Annotated in this window: 14 protein-coding genes; 5 read left to right on the top strand and 9 right to left on the bottom strand. The window is 42.4% G+C overall.

The window, feature by feature from the left end; translation table 11 throughout:
• The first annotated feature begins 257 nt into the window (after nucleotides 1-257).
• The 3 genes from B5J94_RS07505 to B5J94_RS07495 are packed head-to-tail and all read left to right on the top strand — an operon-like array spanning nucleotide 258 to nucleotide 6,083.
• On the top strand, nucleotides 258-1,847 hold the full coding sequence (locus B5J94_RS07505; protein ID WP_062500140.1) for a site-specific DNA-methyltransferase: 1,590 nt from the start codon (nucleotides 258-260) through the stop codon (nucleotides 1,845-1,847).
• An 18-nt stretch (nucleotides 1,848-1,865) separates the two neighbouring features.
• Nucleotides 1,866-4,487, top strand: a complete 2,622-nt coding sequence (locus B5J94_RS07500) for a restriction endonuclease (protein ID WP_062500131.1) — start codon at nucleotides 1,866-1,868, stop codon at nucleotides 4,485-4,487.
• Between the two features lie 51 nt (nucleotides 4,488-4,538).
• The gene (locus tag B5J94_RS07495; protein ID WP_062500133.1) at nucleotides 4,539-6,083 is read left to right on the top strand and encodes a pyridoxal phosphate-dependent decarboxylase family protein; all 1,545 of its coding nucleotides are present in this window, start codon (nucleotides 4,539-4,541) and stop codon (nucleotides 6,081-6,083) included.
• A 62-nt stretch (nucleotides 6,084-6,145) separates the two neighbouring features.
• On the opposite strand, the gene B5J94_RS15095 is transcribed toward B5J94_RS07495, so the two are convergent.
• On the bottom strand, nucleotides 6,146-6,547 hold the full coding sequence (locus B5J94_RS15095) for a DUF6636 domain-containing protein (protein ID WP_322853506.1): 402 nt from the start codon (nucleotides 6,545-6,547) through the stop codon (nucleotides 6,146-6,148).
• Nucleotides 6,548-6,704: 157 nt separating this feature from the next.
• Here B5J94_RS15095 and B5J94_RS07485 point away from each other — a divergent pair, with 157 nt between their 5' ends.
• The gene (locus B5J94_RS07485; RefSeq protein ID WP_062500137.1) at nucleotides 6,705-6,968 is read left to right on the top strand and encodes a helix-turn-helix domain-containing protein; all 264 of its coding nucleotides are present in this window, start codon (nucleotides 6,705-6,707) and stop codon (nucleotides 6,966-6,968) included.
• Nucleotides 6,969-7,016: 48 nt separating this feature from the next.
• Here the strand turns inward: B5J94_RS07485 and B5J94_RS07480 are convergent, their stop codons facing one another.
• From B5J94_RS07480 to B5J94_RS07465, 4 genes are all read right to left on the bottom strand, one after another.
• Nucleotides 7,017-7,751 (bottom strand): TetR family transcriptional regulator, encoded by a 735-nt coding sequence (locus tag B5J94_RS07480; protein ID WP_062500138.1) that lies wholly within the window; start codon nucleotides 7,749-7,751, stop codon nucleotides 7,017-7,019.
• Nucleotides 7,752-8,155: 404 nt separating this feature from the next.
• Complete coding sequence (gene lpxB / locus B5J94_RS07475) at nucleotides 8,156-9,466, bottom strand: lipid-A-disaccharide synthase (protein ID WP_062499616.1); 1,311 nt, start codon at nucleotides 9,464-9,466, stop codon at nucleotides 8,156-8,158.
• Nucleotides 9,467-9,500: 34 nt separating this feature from the next.
• On the bottom strand, nucleotides 9,501-9,824 hold the full coding sequence (gene fdxA, locus B5J94_RS07470; RefSeq protein ID WP_062499614.1) for a ferredoxin FdxA: 324 nt from the start codon (nucleotides 9,822-9,824) through the stop codon (nucleotides 9,501-9,503).
• Between the two features lie 437 nt (nucleotides 9,825-10,261).
• Complete coding sequence (locus tag B5J94_RS07465; RefSeq protein WP_228144558.1) at nucleotides 10,262-10,828, bottom strand: hypothetical protein; 567 nt, start codon at nucleotides 10,826-10,828, stop codon at nucleotides 10,262-10,264.
• Nucleotides 10,829-11,297: 469 nt separating this feature from the next.
• Between B5J94_RS07465 and recJ the strand changes: the two genes are divergently transcribed.
• Entirely contained in the window at nucleotides 11,298-12,992 is a 1,695-nt protein-coding gene (gene recJ, locus B5J94_RS07460) for a single-stranded-DNA-specific exonuclease RecJ (protein ID WP_079364039.1), read from the top strand.
• Between the two features lie 43 nt (nucleotides 12,993-13,035).
• Here recJ and queE read toward each other — a convergent pair whose 3' ends face one another.
• From queE to B5J94_RS07440, 4 genes are all read right to left on the bottom strand, one after another.
• Nucleotides 13,036-13,755, bottom strand: a complete 720-nt coding sequence (queE, locus tag B5J94_RS07455) for a 7-carboxy-7-deazaguanine synthase QueE (RefSeq protein ID WP_062499612.1) — start codon at nucleotides 13,753-13,755, stop codon at nucleotides 13,036-13,038.
• A gap of 125 nt (nucleotides 13,756-13,880) precedes the next feature.
• Complete coding sequence (locus B5J94_RS07450; protein ID WP_062499610.1) at nucleotides 13,881-14,072, bottom strand: hypothetical protein; 192 nt, start codon at nucleotides 14,070-14,072, stop codon at nucleotides 13,881-13,883.
• Between the two features lie 188 nt (nucleotides 14,073-14,260).
• Nucleotides 14,261-16,885 (bottom strand): bifunctional aconitate hydratase 2/2-methylisocitrate dehydratase, encoded by a 2,625-nt coding sequence (locus B5J94_RS07445; protein ID WP_062499619.1) that lies wholly within the window; start codon nucleotides 16,883-16,885, stop codon nucleotides 14,261-14,263.
• Nucleotides 16,886-17,143: 258 nt separating this feature from the next.
• The gene (locus B5J94_RS07440; RefSeq protein ID WP_228144557.1) at nucleotides 17,144-17,779 is read right to left on the bottom strand and encodes an alpha-ketoglutarate-dependent dioxygenase AlkB family protein; all 636 of its coding nucleotides are present in this window, start codon (nucleotides 17,777-17,779) and stop codon (nucleotides 17,144-17,146) included.
• Nucleotides 17,780-18,123 lie beyond the last annotated feature (344 nt).

Below are 18,123 nucleotides of genomic sequence, written 5' to 3'. Positions count from 1 at the left end.
CAACCAACCAACCAACCAACAGCCTAAAAACTGCCCATAATACCGACTTTTTTGGTGAAAAATTAACCAAACTTCGCCAAATTCTCCCCGAAATATTTTCCGAAAATACCCTAGACCTAGAAAAACTCAAAACCCTACTGGGCGACCACCCTGCCCAAAACGAACGCTACGGCTTAAATTGGGCGGGAAAATCAACCGCCTATCAAGCCCTACAACGCCCCACAAATAATACATTAGCCCCTTGTCCTGCCGAGAGCGTGGATTTTGATACCACACAAAACATTTTTATTGAAAGTGATAATTTAGAAGCCCTAAAAATATTACAAAAATCCTATGCAGGCAAAATCAAAATGATATACATTGACCCGCCTTATAATACGGGCAATGACTTTATTTATCACGATGATTTTAGCCAAAGCAAAAAAGAGTATGAAATTGCCACAGGCGATAGAAATATCAATGGCGAATTATTAAAATCCTTTAAAAAGAACAGTAAAGACAATGGGCATTATCATTCTAATTGGCTGAATATGATGTTGCCTCGTTTGCATTTGGCTCGTACTTTGCTTTCTGATGACGGTGTGATTTTTATTAGCATTGATGATAATGAACAGGCTCAATTAAAGTTGTTGTGTGATGAAATATTTGGTGGGGAGAATTTTGTTGCAGATTTAATTAGAAAAACAAAATCAACCACAAATGATGCTAAAACTGGTTTAAACTTACAACACGAAAATTGTTTAATTTATGCAAAAAATAAAGACTTAATAAAATTATTAGGCGGAGAAAAAGATTTATCAGGCTATTCAAATCCAGATAATGACCCCAATGGAGATTGGCGTTCAAGCGACCCAAGTGCAAAAAGTGGAACGGAGAAAAATAACTATTTTGCAATTACAAATCCCTATACTGGAAAAATAGATTATCCGCCAACTGGTAGATTTTGGCTTTTTTCACAAAATACAATCCAAAAACATATTGATAATGGCAATATTTGTTTTAAGAAAGAACATAAGAAAAATGAAAGGGGGTTTATTTTTAAAAGATATAAAAAAGATTTAAAGACAACACAAAAAACATTAGACAGCTTGGTATTTTGTGATAATGAATTTATGAACCAAGTTGCCACAAAAGAATTATTGGATATTAATTTGGCTGAACACTTTAATTATCCAAAAAGTACCAACTTTTTAAAAAGAATTATTGAACATAGTAGCAGTTCAAACTCAATAATCCTAGACTTTTTTGCAGGTTCGGCAACCACCGCCCACGCTGTCATGCAATTAAACGCAGAAGATGACGGCAACCGCCAGTTTATAATGGTGCAACTGCCAGAACTCACTGATGAAAAAAGCGAAGCCCACAAAGCAGGATTTAAAAATATCGCCGAAATATCAAAAGAACGCATTCGCCGAGCAGGGGCAAAAATCAAAGCCGAAAACCCTGATAAAAATATAGATACAGGTTTTAAAGTATTTAAATTAACGGACAGTAATTTTAAAGCGTGGCAAATTGACGATGATGATATTGCCAAGCAATTAGAAATGTATATTGATCTCCTAAAAGATAATGCCAATGAGATGGATATTGTCTATGAATTGCTATTAAAGATGGGATTAAAATTAACGGCAGATATTCACTTTGAAAAGGGTGTTTATTGGCTAACTTGTGAAAATAAATCGTACGCCATTGTGCTAAATTCATTATCCCAAGATAAGTTTAATGCCATTATTGATAAAAAACCTGCCAAAACCGTTGTATTGGACAAAGCATTTTTAAATGACAGTGAAAAATCCAATGTGATTTTGCAATTTAAAGATGCTGGACTAAATTTTGAAAGTATTTAATTATTGGGGGAATAGGTAATGCAAATTCAATATGAGCATTTAGATTATCAAAAACAGGCGATTGATAGTATCGTGGATTTATTTCAAGGCGAAATCACGCATCATCAAGATGATTTTAGCTTATCGGATAAAGACAATGTGCGTGTGATTGCCAATGAATTATCGTTATCCAAAGATGATATTTTTGATAATCTAAAAAATATCCAAACACAAAATCAGCTTTCTTTGTCTGATAAGTTGGATAATTTGTATTTTAGTGTAGAAATGGAAACGGGTACGGGCAAAACTTTTGTTTATTTAAATACCATTTTTGAGCTTTATCAACGCTATGGCTGGCGAAAATTTATCATTGTTGTGCCAAGTGTTGCCATTCGTGAAGGTGTATTGCAAACTTTAAATAGCACAAAAGCCTATTTTAAAGATGAATTTAATTCGCCAATTTATCATTATGGCGAATATAGCGGTCAAAAAACCAATGCATTAAAACATTTTGCGACAAGCACACATATTGAAATTTTAGTGATGAATATTCAATCTTTTGAAAAAGAAAGCAACATCATCAATCAACAGCGAGAAAATGGCGTGTTAATGGAGTTAATCCAAGCAACAAACCCAATCATTATTATTGATGAACCACAAAATATCAGCAGTGATAAACGCAAAAATGCCATTGAAAATTTAAATCCATTATTTGCGGTTGGATATTCGGCAACGCATAAAGAAATTATCAATAAAGTGTATAGCCTAAATCCTGTACAAGCATTTGAAAAGAATTTGGTAAAACAAATTGTCGTCAATTCTGTGGTGTCGCAGGATAAAAATAATGCTTTTATTGAATTAAAAGAAGTCATCAATAAAGGCGGATTAAAAGCAAAAATACTTATTGATGTTAATGAAAATAAAGAATTGAAAAGAAAAGTTGTTACTGTAACAACCAATGACAAAAATCATGATTTATATAAACTATCAAAACAAAATCCCAACTATCAAGGATTTATGGTTACAGGCATTGATTTAGAAAACAAAATAGTTAGATTTTCTAATGGTATAGAAATTGCCTGTGGCGTAAATTTGGATTATCTTAAAGATGATATGATGAAACAGCAAATTCACGCCACGATTAAAACACATCTGCAGCGTGAAAAGCAGTTAAATCCATTAGGCATTAAAGTATTGTCGCTATTTTTTATTGATAAAGTGGAAAATTATCGCACCAATGCACAAGGTGAAATTGGTAAGTTTTATGAGTGGTTTGAAGAATTGTATGAATTAGAAACCAAACAATCAGCAAGTGGCGTACATAATGGCTATTTTAGCCAAGACAAAAAAGGCAATGCCAAAAATAGTAACGGCACAACCAAAGATGATAACAATGCTTATGAATTGATTATGAGGGATAAAGAGCGGTTATTGTCGCTTGATGAGCCTGTGCGATTTATTTTTAGCCATTCGGCATTAAAAGAAGGTTGGGATAATCCCAATGTTTTTCAGATTTGTACTTTAAATGAAACAACTTCACAAATCAAAAAACGCCAAGAAATTGGGCGTGGACTTCGTTTGCCTGTGAATCAAAAAGGCGAACGAATTTATGATGAACAGGTTAATATTTTGACCGTGATTCCCAATGAAAGTTATGAGCAATTTGCCAGCAGTTTACAGCAGGAATATATTGATGATTGTGGTATTAAATTTGAAAAATCTAATATCAAAGACGCTAAAAATGAACGCACGGTAACTTATCGTTTTGATGCGTTTACCGACCCACTATTTTTACAAATTTGGGAGCGTATTCGCCAAAAAACCAAATATCGTGTTGCATTTGATAGTGATGAATTGATTAAACTGGCAGGCCAAGCATTAAATAAAATGCCAGTCATTACCAAACCAAAAATTGAAATCAAAAAAGCAAGACTCATTCAAAATAGTGAAACGGGCGTACAGGCAGAAGAAATTTATTCTGATTATCAGTATTTGGACAAAAAAATTGCCATACCTGATATCTTAAAGACATTGCAAAATAAGACGGGATTAACTCGTCAAACTTTGGTTGAGATTTTAAAACAATCTGGGCGGATTGATGAAGTAAAAAATAACCCACAACGCTTTATTGAAATTGTGGCAGAAATCATCAATAATGAACTGTATGATTTGATGAAAAACGGCATTTATTATCAAAAATTAGATGAAGTTTATGAACAAAATCTGTTTGAGACTTATAAAATTTATGCCAATCAATACACTTTTTATATCAATAAAATGGAAAAAACCATTTATAATGGCGTGTTGGATTTGGATTCAAAAACTGAACATCAATTTGCAACCGATTGTGAGAATTATGATGAGCAAGTGGCATTTTACTTTAAATTACCCAAAAAATTTAAAATCCCAACACCAATCGGTAATTATAATCCTGATTGGGCGGTTGTCATCAATAAAAATGGCGAGCAGGTTTATTTTATTGCTGAGACCAAAAATACAGGCGATAAATCCATTCAAGATGGGGTGGTGGTTGATAAACTGAAGTGGGAAGAGCGGTTTAAGATTGCTTGTGCCAAGCGGTTTTTTGAAATAAATGATGAAGTGGGCTATCAGGTGGTGCAAAAAATCAATGAATTAACCGAAAATAATAAGGTGTATTAAATGATGCAAATATGCTAAAATAAAGCATTTTTTACTTTATAGGATGTAGCCATGCCAACTTTTGAACAACACCGCCAAGCCCTACTTTGCAATGATAGCCAGTCAATCGCCGATTATGAACGTGCGATGACGGACGCTGTCAAAGCGGTAACGGCATGGCTTAAAAACGACAAAATGTACACAGGCGGTAGCATTAAAGATCTTCGTTCGCAAATCAGCTTTAATCCGCAAAAAGAAGGTTTGGGCGTACAAAAATCGCTTGACCGCCTTGTGGAGCTGTTTTTAAACAAAAGTCTAAAAGTTCATCACCCCCATTCGCTCGCTCATTTGCATTGTCCTACCATGGTAACTTCACAAATTGCCGAAGTGCTCATCAACGCCACCAACCAATCAATGGACTCATGGGATCAGTCGCCTGCAGGCTCGCTCATGGAAGTTCAGCTCATTGACTGGTTACGCCAAAAGGTCGGCTATGGGGCAGGGCAGGCAGGCGTGTTCACATCAGGCGGTACACAGTCTAATCTTATGGGCGTGCTACTGGCTCGTGATTGGGCGATTAGCAAAAATTATCAAGACGACAACGGCAAAGCGTGGTCGGTACAGCGTGATGGCATTCCGCCTGATGCGATGAAAAAAGTCAAAGTGCTATGCTCAGAAAATGCTCATTTCTCCGTACAAAAAAACATGGCGATGATGGGCATGGGCTTTGCCTCAGTCGTTACCGTGCCTGTCAATGACAATGCCCAAATGGATACCAACGCCCTAGCCGACATCATGGCGGACTTGCACGCCAAAGGCAACATCGTGGCGTGTGTGGTGGCAACGGCAGGGACGACTGACGCAGGGGCGATTGATGACATCAAGACAATCCGTGCCTTGTGCGACAAATTCGGAGCGTGGCTACACGTTGATGCGGCGTGGGGTGGGGCGTTATTGCTATCCAACGATTACCGCTCTATGCTAGACGGCATTGAGCTGACCGATTCGGTTACGCTTGATTTTCATAAGCACTATTTCCAAAGCATTTCTTGCGGTGCGTTCTTGTTAAAAGACGAGCAAAATTACCGCTTTATGCACTATGAAGCCGAGTATTTAAACTCAGCTTATGACGAAGAGCATGGCGTGCCAAACTTGGTGTCAAAGTCTTTGCAGACCACTCGCCGATTTGATGCGTTAAAATTATGGTTCACGGTGGAGGCGTTGGGCGAAGAGCTGTACGGTTCAATGATTGACCACGGGGTAAATTTGACAAAAGAAGTGGCGGATTATATCCGTAACACGGACGGCTTGGAGCTACTTGTTGAGCCACAATTTGCGTCTGTCTTGTTCCGTGTTGTGCCAACTGGCTATCCTGATGAGTTTATTGATAGCCTAAATCAAAATGTAGCGGACGAGCTGTTTGCCCGTGGGGAAGCCAACATCGGCGTAACCCGTGTGATTGATAGCCGTCAAAATGTGCAGTCGTTAAAGATGACCACACTAAGCCCAATCGCCACGCTTGAAAACGTGCAAGCCTTATTATCGCAAGTGCTGGCAGAAGCCGAGCGTATCAAAGATGATATTAAAAATGGTACTTATACTCCGCCGATTGATTGAGTTTGGTTGAATTAAACGATAAAAAACCGATTAAGTGAATTAATCGGTTTTTTGTTTGGAAATTAAAACAAGGTTTGTTTGCTTTTGCTTAACTGAAAACCGTGCCCTGATTTATTCACACATCTCATGCCTGTGGTTTGGCTAGTGCAAGTCCAACCGTTGCCGTTGATTGACGAACCATAAGGGATAATCTTTGTAATATCTTCTGCTTCGTTTTCAGGCTCAAATTCATGATTGGTGCATTGAAGTTTGCCTTTGCCAGTTTGGTTTAAGGTAAATTCCAATCCAACGCCTTCACTGCATTTTGCAGGTTTTTTGGCAACGTTTTGAATGTAGCAAGTAAGGGCGTTGCCAGAACTGGTAATATTATCACCGCCACAGACAATATTACCACTAGGTGTGGCAAAAACCTTATTATGGGTGTTTGCGTAGTTAAATGATGACCAGCCAGCAAAAGCGGTTATTGCTAAAATAGACCGCCACTGAGCAAAGCAATCTGCATAAGTTTTTTCATAAAAACTCCTATTGATGGGAAAGAACGTGATTAATACTACGATATTCGTAGTAAAAAATCAAGTAAAATATACGAAATTCGTAACTTTTTAATCTAGGGTAAAAGTTATGAGTTTGCAACAGATATTTACACGGCGTTTTAAGGTGGCTCGCAAGGCTAAAAATCTTACCCAAGAGCAGTTAGGCATCGCCATTGGTTTGGATGAATTTGTGGCAAGCTCACGCATTAATCGCTATGAAAAGGGTGTGCATTTGCCTGATTTGACCACATTAAATAACATTGCCAAAGCCTTAGATGTACCGCCTGCTTACTTTTTTGCTGATGATGAGTTGGCACAGATGATTTTGGCATATAAAAAAGCCGATAACTAAGTCTAGATTATCGGCTTTTAGGCTATCAGCTTTTGGTGTGGAGTTGATTTATTTTACATTTTCATCCAACACTGTCTCTTCGGTAGATTTCCAGTTATAGGCACCGTAGAGAATCATTTGCATTTGGCGAGTGCAATGCAACAGCATGGCCTCTTTGGCTTGTTCTAGGTCGCTATCAACAGGCTTGGTCTCTTCATCGTCTTCAAGCTCGGGGGCATAGGTCAAATCTAGCCAGTCGATAATCCATGAGAAACTTAAGTTTACCCCAATCTCGGCAAGCAAATAACGGTCGCTGGCACTGACATGTTCAAAAGAGGGTTGTAGGGCTAGGTCTTCACTCATGACCTTGGCAAAGGTTTTGATTTGTTCGCTGATGGCACGGCGAACCGCTTCTGAACCACCAAAACGCTCGGCAGCGATGAATTGCCAGTAGCGTGGCTGAGCGTCCACCGCTTTAAAAAATAGTTGCACGCTTTTGGCGATTTGGCGTTCAAAGGTGCGTTTTTTGCCAAACTGCATATGCTCACGCAGGGTTGATAGAGCATCACCCAGTTCGTCTTCTACCAATGATTTGCCCAACTCTTCCATGTCATCAAAATGACGATAAAAGGCGGTTGGCACCACGCCCACTTCACGGGTTACCTGACGTAGGCTGATAGAGCTAAACCCTTGCCCCATCATGCATAGGTCAAGCACGGCATTATAGAAAGCTTGACGGGTTTGGCGTTTTTTCTCTTCACGGGTTAGGGCTTTGGCTTCTTTGGTTTTGTCGGTCGTGGTCATAAGGCACCTTTCTTGGGTATTAATTGATAAATGATGGTAAAAGACAAATAAAAACGACCAAAATCCCAAGTTGCGTAGATTTTGGTGAATTATTGTTTATTATGTAGGGCGTGCCTGCCCTTTATAACACAATTCATATTTTAGAGCATTTATAGAAAGAAAACGATGTTTTTGCATGAAAAATGGCTAAATCTTGTTTTTCTGCGTCAAAAACTTGCTTGATAGAATAACTATCAAGCAAGTTTTTTCCTTGAAAAACGGGCGATTTTTCTCATTTTTCATTGCAAATACAAAAGGCAGGCACGCCCTAGAAAAATTTCAAAAATTGCAAGGCTTTTGGTGTGAATGGATATTTGAATGAATATCAATCAAGCCCAACAAACAATTTTTGATGTTGGCGTATATTATAACACATTTTTTTGATTAAAAAAGTGCATAAGTACACTAACGGCAACATCATGGCGACTGTCGGTGCGAAGTTGGGTCGTGGTGCGAGTAAGTTTGGCGATTTGTTCGCTAGGATTTGCCAGTACGTCCAGAGCATGACGGGCGATGTTGTCGGCATTTGCGTCATCTTGGATAAGCTCTGGTACAACCGCTTGCCCTGTTTGGTTGTGGGATAGGATGTTGGGCAGGGCGACATAGGGGATTTTAACCAATCGCTTGGCGATGGCGTAGGTTAGGGCATTGACTTTATATACCACGACCATGGGGCGGTGCAGTAGCAGAGCTTCTAGGGTTGCCGTACCTGACGCTAAGATGGTCAGCTCACAGGCGCTCATCACATTTTGAGACAGTGAGAGCGTGGTCGGCAGTCGCCCTGCTTGACCGTCTTTGGCGGTTTGGGGAAAGATGATGTGGCATTTATCCAGCAGATGTACCGCTTGCTCTTTGATGAGCGATTTGACCAGATGAGCGTGTTCGTGGCTCACCACAGGTAGGATAAAGGCGTGGTCGCCCGCCTTGTCCAGTCTATCCATTGCCCCAATAAGCAGGGGTAAAATGGCGTTAATCTCACTGGTGCGAGAGCCTGCCATCACGCAGATGGGGCGAGCAGGGCTATGTTGCAGGCGAGCAAGTTCGGGAAATAGCGGACTATAATCGCTTAGAAACTCGCCATAAATCTCACGCCCTGACCGCTCATCAGGGCGTATCTTGTCAAGCAAGGGATGTCCCACGCACACCGCAGGGTGTCCATGTTTGTCATATATTGCTGTCTCAAAGGGAAACAGACACAGCACCAAATCAGTTGCCGACTTGATGCCAAAAATCCGACTCTCACGCCATGCCCACACACTGGGGCTAACGTATTGCACACAAAAAATGGGCTTGATGATGGATTTTTGTTTTAAACTCTTAGCAAGGCGTAAATTAAAATCAGGAGCATCAATGCCTATAAAGATATCAATACCAATGGACAAAAACTCATCCAAAATCTCTTTTTTGGCAAGCAGTAAATCAGGCAAATGCTTAACCACCTCACCGATGCCCATGACCGATAGGCGGTTCATGTCAATAAGAGAGTCAAGCCCTGCCTTGCTCATCATCTCACCGCCCACACCAATCCAGCGAACATTAGGGCAGATGGCATTCATCTTTGTCATAAAATCAGCCCCCAAGGCATCGCCCGACACTTCCCCTGCGACAATGCCAATGGTCAAGGGCTTGTCGGTAGGCAAGGCGGACAAATCAAAAGGGGGCGTGGTGTGGGTCATGATGTCTCGTGGGTTTGTGAGTGATTTTTAAAAATTAGCGTTCTAAATACTGGATTTTGCCTGCTACGCCGTCCCATTTTTCATGGTCGGGTAGGGCGTCTTTTTTCTCGGTGATGTTTGCCCATTCGTTGGCGAGTTCTTCGTTGATTTGGATGAACGCTTCTTGACCTGCTGGTACTTCATCTTCTGAAAAAATGGCGTTGGCAGGGCATTCAGGTTCGCACAAAGCACAGTCAATGCACTCATCAGGATTGATGACCAAAAAGTTTGGACCTTCATAAAAACAGTCCACAGGGCAAACCTCAACGCAGTCGGTGTATTTGCAAAGAATGCAGTTATCAGTTACTACAAATGTCATGGCGATACCTTAGTTGTGTTTGGTTATGATAAAATGGTTTGGCTTGACGAGACTTTTTGGGCAGTTGTCCCTATGATGAGCTGATAAATGGTCATAAAATAAGATTACCAAAATGTCCCATCAAAATAACACGACGACAAAATTGGTGTATATTTTATACTTTTTGGCAAATTTTCTCAAACCAAAGCAGGTGATTTATGAGACCAAAATACAAAATCTTTATTAAAAAATGCCAAAAAGTTGTAAATAGTAAAAGTGATTATTATTACAATGACTAAAATGGGCGGTAAGTAAAGCAAATGGTAAAGTAGATAAACACAGTGAGAATGGCGTTAATGCTTGTCATTTTTTGATGGATTTTGATGGCGGTTTTGTCAAAAAAGCAAGGAGAGACCTTGCTTTATGTTTTAAATCAATGTTTTAAACCAATGCTTTAATCAAATCGTTGTGTCTGTTCTGTCTTGTTTGTCTTGCTGAGTGCCTTCTTGTTTAGACTGGCTCTGTTGTTGGGTTTGTTGTTGATTTTGCTGTTGCTGTGCTTCTTTGGCAATTTTGTGGCAACGTTCAATGTGGTCAAAGGCAATTCTGGTAAAAATCATATAACCTACCGTACCTGCGACGATTTGACCACCTAGGGGGACATATTTGGCGACTTGTTTGCCAATCATACGACCGCCAAAGCCTTGTACAGTTTTATTAACGATACCACGAGTGGCGACCAGTCCGCCCACACGAAGCACTTTTTCTTTGATATTTTTTTCACGAGCCAAAGCGGTGTTTTTGTCTTCTAGACCAAAACGTTCGGTAATTTGGGGTAAAAGTTTTCTTAGCATGCCAACATCAACCGCTACATCTAAAAAAGGAATGGGAACAATGGCAACGCCTGCTGAGACTTTGGCACGAGATTTGGCAAGTTCTTTGCATTCACGTTCTATCTTGTCTAGGTCAAGTCCACTGACATCCTTGACAACCAATGTGTCTGTACTAAGTTCGCTAAAATTCATGATAAGCTCCAGAATGTAATAAAATAAAAAAGGCTGATAATAAAACAAATCATACCACAGCCTGATGATTGTATTGTAATAAAGTTGCTAACAAAATGTATCAGTATGTAAATTTATATTCATGATTTGGGACAAGTTTTTGACTTTGGGCAAGTTTTGGCAAAACTGTGTTAAAAAACTGTGCTAAAATAACCACAAAGACAAATGCAAAAGAAAAAGAGAGTAAGTAATGAGTACGCAAAATCGCCAAGACGATGACAGTCCTTTTGATGGCTATCCATCGCCAAGCCTACCCAAGCCTGCCCAAGTGACAAGTACGCAAAAGTTTGCCAATGCCAATTTGTCGCACCTGACCAACACGAGTGTGCAGGATTTTGAGCGTGCCTTTGATAAAGTCGGACGGTTTACCCCTAAGCACCTGACACTTGTCCCACGTCATCAAGGCGATGTGCCTGATGAGCTAACCGCGATGTTTGGCGAGACGCTCGGGCGACTACTTGCGTCACGACAGATTGGCAGTATTGATGAGATGGACATGTCTGTGGCAAAGCTCCTGCCTGCGAGTGATTTATTGGGACTTGACGTGGGGGCGGATATCATCAGTCGTGCCATTGATGAGAATAAACGCATACTCATTGTGGGTGATTTTGACTGCGATGGGGCGACATCGACCACGCTCATGGTGCGGTGTTTGCGTGAGATGGGAGCGGACGTGCAGTTTTTGGTGCCTGACCGTTTTAAATTTGGTTATGGGCTAACCCCCCAAATCGTGGCACATGGGGCAGATGAATTTGACCCCAAACTCATCATCACGGTGGATAACGGCATATCAAGCCATGATGGGGTTGCCAAAGCGGACGAGCTGGGTATTGATGTCGTCATTACCGACCACCATTTGACCACCAGTAGCTCGCCCAAAGCAAGTGCGGTCATTAACCCCAATCAAGTCGGCTGTGAGTTCGGCAGTAAGTGGCTCGTGGGCGTGGGTGTGGCGTTCTATGTCATGGGACGTGTCGCCAAAATCCGCCGTGAGATGGGCAAATCCACCACACAAGTCGCCAAATATCTTGACCTTGTGGCATTAGGGACGATAGCGGACGTGGGTCATCTTGACCAAAATAACCGTATTTTGGTAACACATGGACTTAACGCCATTCGGGAAGGGCGGTGCTGTGTGGGGATTTTGGCACTCTTGGAGCAGGCGGGGCGAGACGTGCGTAAGATTACGGCAGATGATTTTGGTTTTGCCATTGCCCCACGCATTAACGCCGCAGGGCGTATGGATAATATGCGAACAGGGGTGGAGTGCCTACTGACTGATGATTTTGGCGAAGCACACCGTTTGGCGATAGAGCTGAACCGTCTTAATCACTCACGCCGTGCCATAGAAACGCAAATGCGTGATGAAGCCAGCAGTATCATTGATGAGCTACACTTATCCGATGAATCTGATGATAAGCCCAAATGTGTTGCCAAAGCCATTTGCCTGTATCAAGACAACTGGCACCAAGGCGTGATTGGTATCGTGGCAGGACGTATCAAAGAACAGTTATACCGTCCGACCATTGTCTTTGCCCCTGCCGATGCTGATAAAGTGGGTGATGACGACCTAATCAAAGGCTCGGGGCGGTCTATCGCAGGCGTGCATATTCGTGATGCCATTGAGACGGTGGCGATGGCAAATCCTGAGCTGATTTTGCACTTTGGCGGTCATGCGATGGCGGCAGGCTTGACCATTCATAAGCGGGATTTTGAGCGGTTTAAGGCAGAATTTTTGAAAGTGGTGGACGGCTTTGATGATGAGCTATTTAGCGAATTAAAATATACCGATGGCACGCTCATCCCGCCTGATTTTAGTCTGGCCTTTGTCCATGCTCTAAAAAATGTCAGCGTGTGGGGTAATGGCTTTTTGCCCCCTGCCTTTGATGGGGTCTTTGAAGTGGTTAATTTTCGCATTTTAAAAGACAAGCATTTAAAACTGACGTTGCGAGCCGATGGCGTGCAGTATCCGATAGATGCCATTTGGTTTAATTATGACGTGGACGAATGGGATTATCGGGCAAGTGCGGTGCATATTTTGTTTACCCTAGACATTAACGAGTGGCAGGGTAATCAGAGTTTGCAACTCATCATCAAGGATTTGGCGGTGTGTGCGATTGATTAGATTGAGATGAGATAAAAGCCGATGTTGATTATCGGCTTTTGTTTTATTTGCCCTTAGCGTCCGCCCAGATGATTTTGTGCAGTTGTAATTGAAAACGTACAGGCAAGCCGTCCGCCAAAATCCATTCGGCAAGCTCTACCGCCAAATTTGGCACGTCCGATTTACGCTCGTCTATATTAAACATGGGCGAAAACCACACCACACCGCATTTTTTATCAAGCTCATATTTTTGCAAAACGTCTTTTGCCCAATCATAATCGGCACGGTCAGTGATGACAATTTTGATTTGGTCGTTGTCGGTGAGATAATTTAGATTTTCCCACAGATTTTTATCCACTTCGCCTGATGATGGGCTTTTTAAATCCATGACTTTTGACACCGCTATTGGCACGTCCTTGACCGACAACGCCCCTGCCGTTTCCAATGAAATCTCATAGCCGTTATCAAGGAGTAATTTCATCAAGGCAATGGCGTTGGGCTGGGCAAGCGGTTCGCCCCCTGTTAGGCAAATGCGTTTGCAAGGATACTGTTTGATATGCTCCAAAATCGCATCAAGCCCCCAACGCTCGCCCCCTGTAAAGGAATAAGTCGTGTCGCAATAAGTGCAACGCAAAGGGCAACCTGTAAGACGAATAAAAATGGTCGGCAAACCCATGGTTAAGGCTTCGCCCTGCAAGGAATAAAAAATCTCCGTCAAACGCAAGCCTGAGGACGGGTCGGTGGTGGGAATAAAGGTATTGCGTAAAGGGGTGGGGTTTGGCATGGTGTGTATAATTTGCAAAAATCGCTTATTTTAACAAATTTTGTGGGATTTTGGGGGATTTTATTGTATTAAAAATAAGCCAATTTATCGGCATTTGGCAAATGGGTGGGGATATTTTCATCTAGTCAAGCAAGCAGTTGGGTTTCGTTTTTGCCTTGTGGTAAGGTTAATCCATTTTGCAACGCCTGCTCTTTAGTTTCGTAGTCGTCAATGGCGTGCTTCATGCGTTCCATGTCAAAAAGCGGCTCTTGAATAATCAGGCTGTCATGCGATTTGGTTAGGCGAATGTCTTCATCAAAAGTAAGGTAGCTACCCATGCTTGTACGGCAGGGGGGGTAGGCTTGATAATTCTATAGTCATTGGGTTTTCCTGTTTTTAAATTATCGTGTATATGTTACTATAAAAGGTTTGTTAGTTTTTTCGCCATTAACTTGTCACAAAATAGTCCCCAAAAGCTAAGTGCCTTTGGGGACTGGTATGTGCTATGGTGCTTTATCAAACCAGATTAGGCAAGTTGTGCCACGCTGATTTTGTCTGATTTTTCGGTGTACTCGCTCATTTGGTCGAAGTTTAGGTAGTTGTACACTTCGGCTTCCATGGATTCAAGTTTACCTGCGTATGCCATGTACTCTTCAACGGTTGGTAGTTTACCAAGTACAGATGCCACAGAGGCAAGCTCGGCAGAAGCTAGGTACACGTTCGCTCCTTGACCCAGACGGTTCGGGAAGTTACGAGTAGAGGTAGATACTGCCGTTGAGTTTGGTGCGATACGAGCTTGGTTACCCATACATAGCGAGCAACCGGGCATTTCAGTTCTTGCACCTGCTTGGGCGTAGGTATTGTAATACCCTTCGTCCATCAGTTGGCGTTCGTCCATTTTGGTAGGCGGTGCAATCCACAAACGAGTGGTCAAGCTACCTGCTGGCACTTCTTGCAAAAGTTTACCTGCGGCACGGAAATGTCCGATGTTGGTCATGCACGAACCGATAAACACTTCATCAATCTTATCGCCAGCGACTTCTGATAGCAATTTGGCATCATCAGGGTCGTTTGGACAGCATAGGATTGGCTCTTTGATATCGGCAAGGTCAATCTCATACACTTTGGTGTATTCGGCATCCGCATCGGCTTTTAGCAGGCTTGGGTTGTCTAGCCATTTTTGCATATTCTCAGCACGGCGAGCTAGCGTACGAGCATCGCCATAACCTTCGGCAATCATCCATTTTAGCATGACGATGTTAGAGCGTAGGTATTCAGCAACTTTTTCTTCTGATACGGTAATCGCACAACCCGCTGCACTGCGTTCAGCAGACGCATCAGACAATTCAAATGCTTGCTCAACAGTCAAGTCGTTTTCCATTTCGGTTAAGTCAATCTCTAAGATACGACCAGAGAAGATATTTTTCTTACCCTTTTTCTCAACGGTCAAATCGCCTGCTTGGATTGCATAGTAAGGAATGGCGTGTACCAAGTCGCGAAGCGTGATACCAGGTTGCATTTTGCCTTTAAATTTAACCAAAACAGACTCAGGCATGTCAAGTGGCATCACACCAGTGGCAGCAGCGAACGCTACAAGACCTGAACCTGCTGGAAATGAGATACCAATGGGGAAGCGAGTATGACTGTCGCCACCGGTACCAACGGTGTCAGGCAACAACATGCGGTTTAGCCATGAATGAATCACCCCATCACCTGGGCGTAAGCTGACACCGCCACGGTTCATGATAAAGTCAGGTAGGGTGTGATGCGTTACCACATCAATCGGCTTTGGATAAGCGGCGGTATGACAAAACGACTGCATGACAAGGTCAGATGAGAAGCCCAGACATGCCAAATCTTTGAGTTCATCACGGGTCATCGGGCCTGTGGTGTCTTGTGAGCCTACGGTTGTCATTTTCGGTTCACAGTAGGTATCTGGGCGAATGCCTTGCCCCTCTGGCAAACCACAGGCACGACCCACCATTTTTTGGGCTAAGGTAAAGCCTTTGCCAGTATCGGCAGGTTGCTCTGGGGTACGAAATAGAGTGGATGATTCAAGACCTAGCGACTCACGAGCCTTGCTTGTTAAGTTGCGACCGATGATAAGGTTAATGCGACCACCAGCACGCACCTCATCTAGCAGTACAGGGGTTTTTAGCTTAGATTTGGCAATTTGATTGCCGTCTTTGAATGCGGTAACGGTTGCGGTAGCATGGTCGATTTTTAGGGTAACTTCATCGCCCATGTTCATGTCAGAAACGTCAATCTCAACAGGCAACGCCCCAGCATCTTCCATGGTGTTAAAGAAAATCGGAGCGATTTTACCACCTAGACACACACCGCCGTCACGCTTGTTTGGAATGTGTGGAATGTCATCGCCAAAGAACCATAGCACAGAGTTAGTCGCTGATTTACGGCTAGAACCTGTACCCACCACATCGCCCACGTAGGCAACAGGATTGCCCCTATCAAGTAGCTCTTGGATTTGGGTCAAAGGTCCAACCTCGCCATTTTTTTCTGGGTTAATGCCATCTCTGGCATTTTTTAGCATGGCGTTGGCGTGTAGTGGAATGTCAGGACGGCTCCACGCATCTTGGGCAGGCGACAGGTCGTCTGTGTTGGTCTCGCCAGTTACTTTAAAAACAGTAATGGTCATCTCGCTAGGTACGTCAGGACGGCTGGTGAACCACTCCGCTTCTGCCCATGATTCTAGTACCGCTTTGGCGTTGGCGTTGCCTGCTTTGGCTTTTTCTTCTACGTCATGGAACGCATCAAATACCAAAAGGGTCTTTTTCAACGCATCCGCCGCCAAACCGCCAAGCTCGGCATCATCAAGTAACTCAACGAGTGGTGCCACGTTATAACCACCAAGCATCGTGCCTAATAGATACACCGCACGCTCTTTGGTAACTAGTGGAGAAGTTGCTTCGCCTTTGACAATGGCATTTAAAAAGGCGGCTTTGACATAGGCAGCTTGGTCAACCCCTGCTGGCACACGGTTTTCAAGTAAGTCCACCAAGTACGCTTCTTCGCCTGCTGGCGGGTTTTTTAAGAGTTCTACCAAATCGGCAGTTTGGGCATCGGTCAATGGCTGTGGGGGTACGCCTAAGGCTTCACGCTCGGCGACGTGGGCTCTGTATTCGGTTAGCATTTGCGACATAGCAATTCTCCATGATAGTAGGTCATAAGTGCTTGACAATGATTTTCACTGTTACAATAATTATCAAGTGCCTAGACGTTGATTTAACAGGCGTTTGTGCCTAAATTTCTCCCCTTTATCATACCCTAAAATCCGCCCAAATTCAAAAAATTCTCTGCCATAACCAATATTTATTTAAAAAATACCACCCATTTGCCAAGGTTTGGCATTGGGTGTGATTTGGGCTTAGGCGACACGCGGAGCATTGGATTATTGGCGTGTTTTGGTGTTCCTAAACGTCAGATTCACCCGACTGCCCTGCACTCGCTTTTGCTTGGGTATGCTGTGTTGCCAATGGTGCTGAATCTGCCCTGCCATGACAAGCAGACTGCCATGATATAAAGGCAATTCTAATTTTACCGCATGATTGTCTTTAAGCCTTAATAAAAATCGTCTGGTCTGCCCAAAACTTACCGACGCTATCAAGGGATTTGCCCCAAGCTCTGATTCATCATCGCTGTGCCAGCTAATATAATCATCGCCCGTGCGATAATGATTTAACAGCACGCTATTAAACCGCCTTTTACAAACACCAAATAACGCTTGATTAATGGTAAGCAGTTCATCCGTCCAAGCATTTGGCATCAGGCTAATACCCGAATACGCATAAGGGCAATCCTTATCGCCATACCATGCCGACAGGCGGGGAATTGGGTGTGTCTTGCCATACATATAAATGGTGTCTTGTTGCCAGTTGATATTGCCATCTGCCAATAAATAAGCCAGATAATCATCACAGAATTTTTTATCAAAATAACATGGCGAATAATACAATCTGCCAAATGGCACCACAATAACCACGCCTTTGCCGTCATTGTGAAAATAAGCGGTAAAGTCGGTATTCATAAATTGACCATTTTTTATTAATTGGTCTATGGGCAATTGATTTGGCGGTTGATTATCAAAAATATCATTAAATAAATCCATGAACTTACCTTTTTATTTTAATTTTAAATAATTAAATTAGGATGTGTTAAACCTTTATAACATTAATTTACACCCAGCCAACTTGATATTTACCACGGGTTTGTAGGGGTGTGCTGAGCACACCCTTTGATGACAGTACCGTGCAAGGCGTGCACAGCACGCCCCTACGTCCAAGCATCATTGCGTTTGTAGCAATTTTAAAGTTTATTGAGTGTATAATAAACTTCCTGCAAAACCAGTTTTCCGTTCGCCCTTGTATCAAC

This window comes from Moraxella lacunata (assembly GCF_002027545.1).
GTDB classification, from domain to species: Bacteria; Pseudomonadota; Gammaproteobacteria; order Pseudomonadales; family Moraxellaceae; genus Moraxella; species Moraxella lacunata.
This window is presented reverse-complemented; position numbering and strand designations above follow the sequence as displayed.

Excerpts from the sequence above, each read along its gene's own strand:
- B5J94_RS07445 (WP_062499619.1), bottom strand. The coding sequence starts at position 16,885 with ATGCTAACCGAATACAGAGCCCACGTCGCCGAGCGTGAAGCCTTAGGC.
- B5J94_RS07465 (WP_228144558.1), bottom strand. The coding sequence starts at position 10,828 with ATGAATTTTAGCGAACTTAGTACAGACACATTGGTTGTCAAGGATGTC.
- B5J94_RS07480 (WP_062500138.1), bottom strand. The coding sequence starts at position 7,751 with ATGACCACGACCGACAAAACCAAAGAAGCCAAAGCCCTAACCCGTGAA.
- fdxA (WP_062499614.1), bottom strand. The coding sequence starts at position 9,824 with ATGACATTTGTAGTAACTGATAACTGCATTCTTTGCAAATACACCGAC.
- B5J94_RS07500 (WP_062500131.1), top strand. The coding sequence starts at position 1,866 with ATGCAAATTCAATATGAGCATTTAGATTATCAAAAACAGGCGATTGAT.
- B5J94_RS07440 (WP_228144557.1), bottom strand. The coding sequence starts at position 17,779 with ATGAATACCGACTTTACCGCTTATTTTCACAATGACGGCAAAGGCGTG.
- lpxB (WP_062499616.1), bottom strand. The coding sequence starts at position 9,466 with ATGACCCACACCACGCCCCCTTTTGATTTGTCCGCCTTGCCTACCGAC.
- B5J94_RS07495 (WP_062500133.1), top strand. The coding sequence starts at position 4,539 with ATGCCAACTTTTGAACAACACCGCCAAGCCCTACTTTGCAATGATAGC.
- B5J94_RS07485 (WP_062500137.1), top strand. The coding sequence starts at position 6,705 with ATGAGTTTGCAACAGATATTTACACGGCGTTTTAAGGTGGCTCGCAAG.
- queE (WP_062499612.1), bottom strand. The coding sequence starts at position 13,755 with ATGCCAAACCCCACCCCTTTACGCAATACCTTTATTCCCACCACCGAC.
- B5J94_RS07450 (WP_062499610.1), bottom strand. The coding sequence starts at position 14,072 with ATGGGTAGCTACCTTACTTTTGATGAAGACATTCGCCTAACCAAATCG.
- recJ (WP_079364039.1), top strand. The coding sequence starts at position 11,298 with ATGTTTGGCGAGACGCTCGGGCGACTACTTGCGTCACGACAGATTGGC.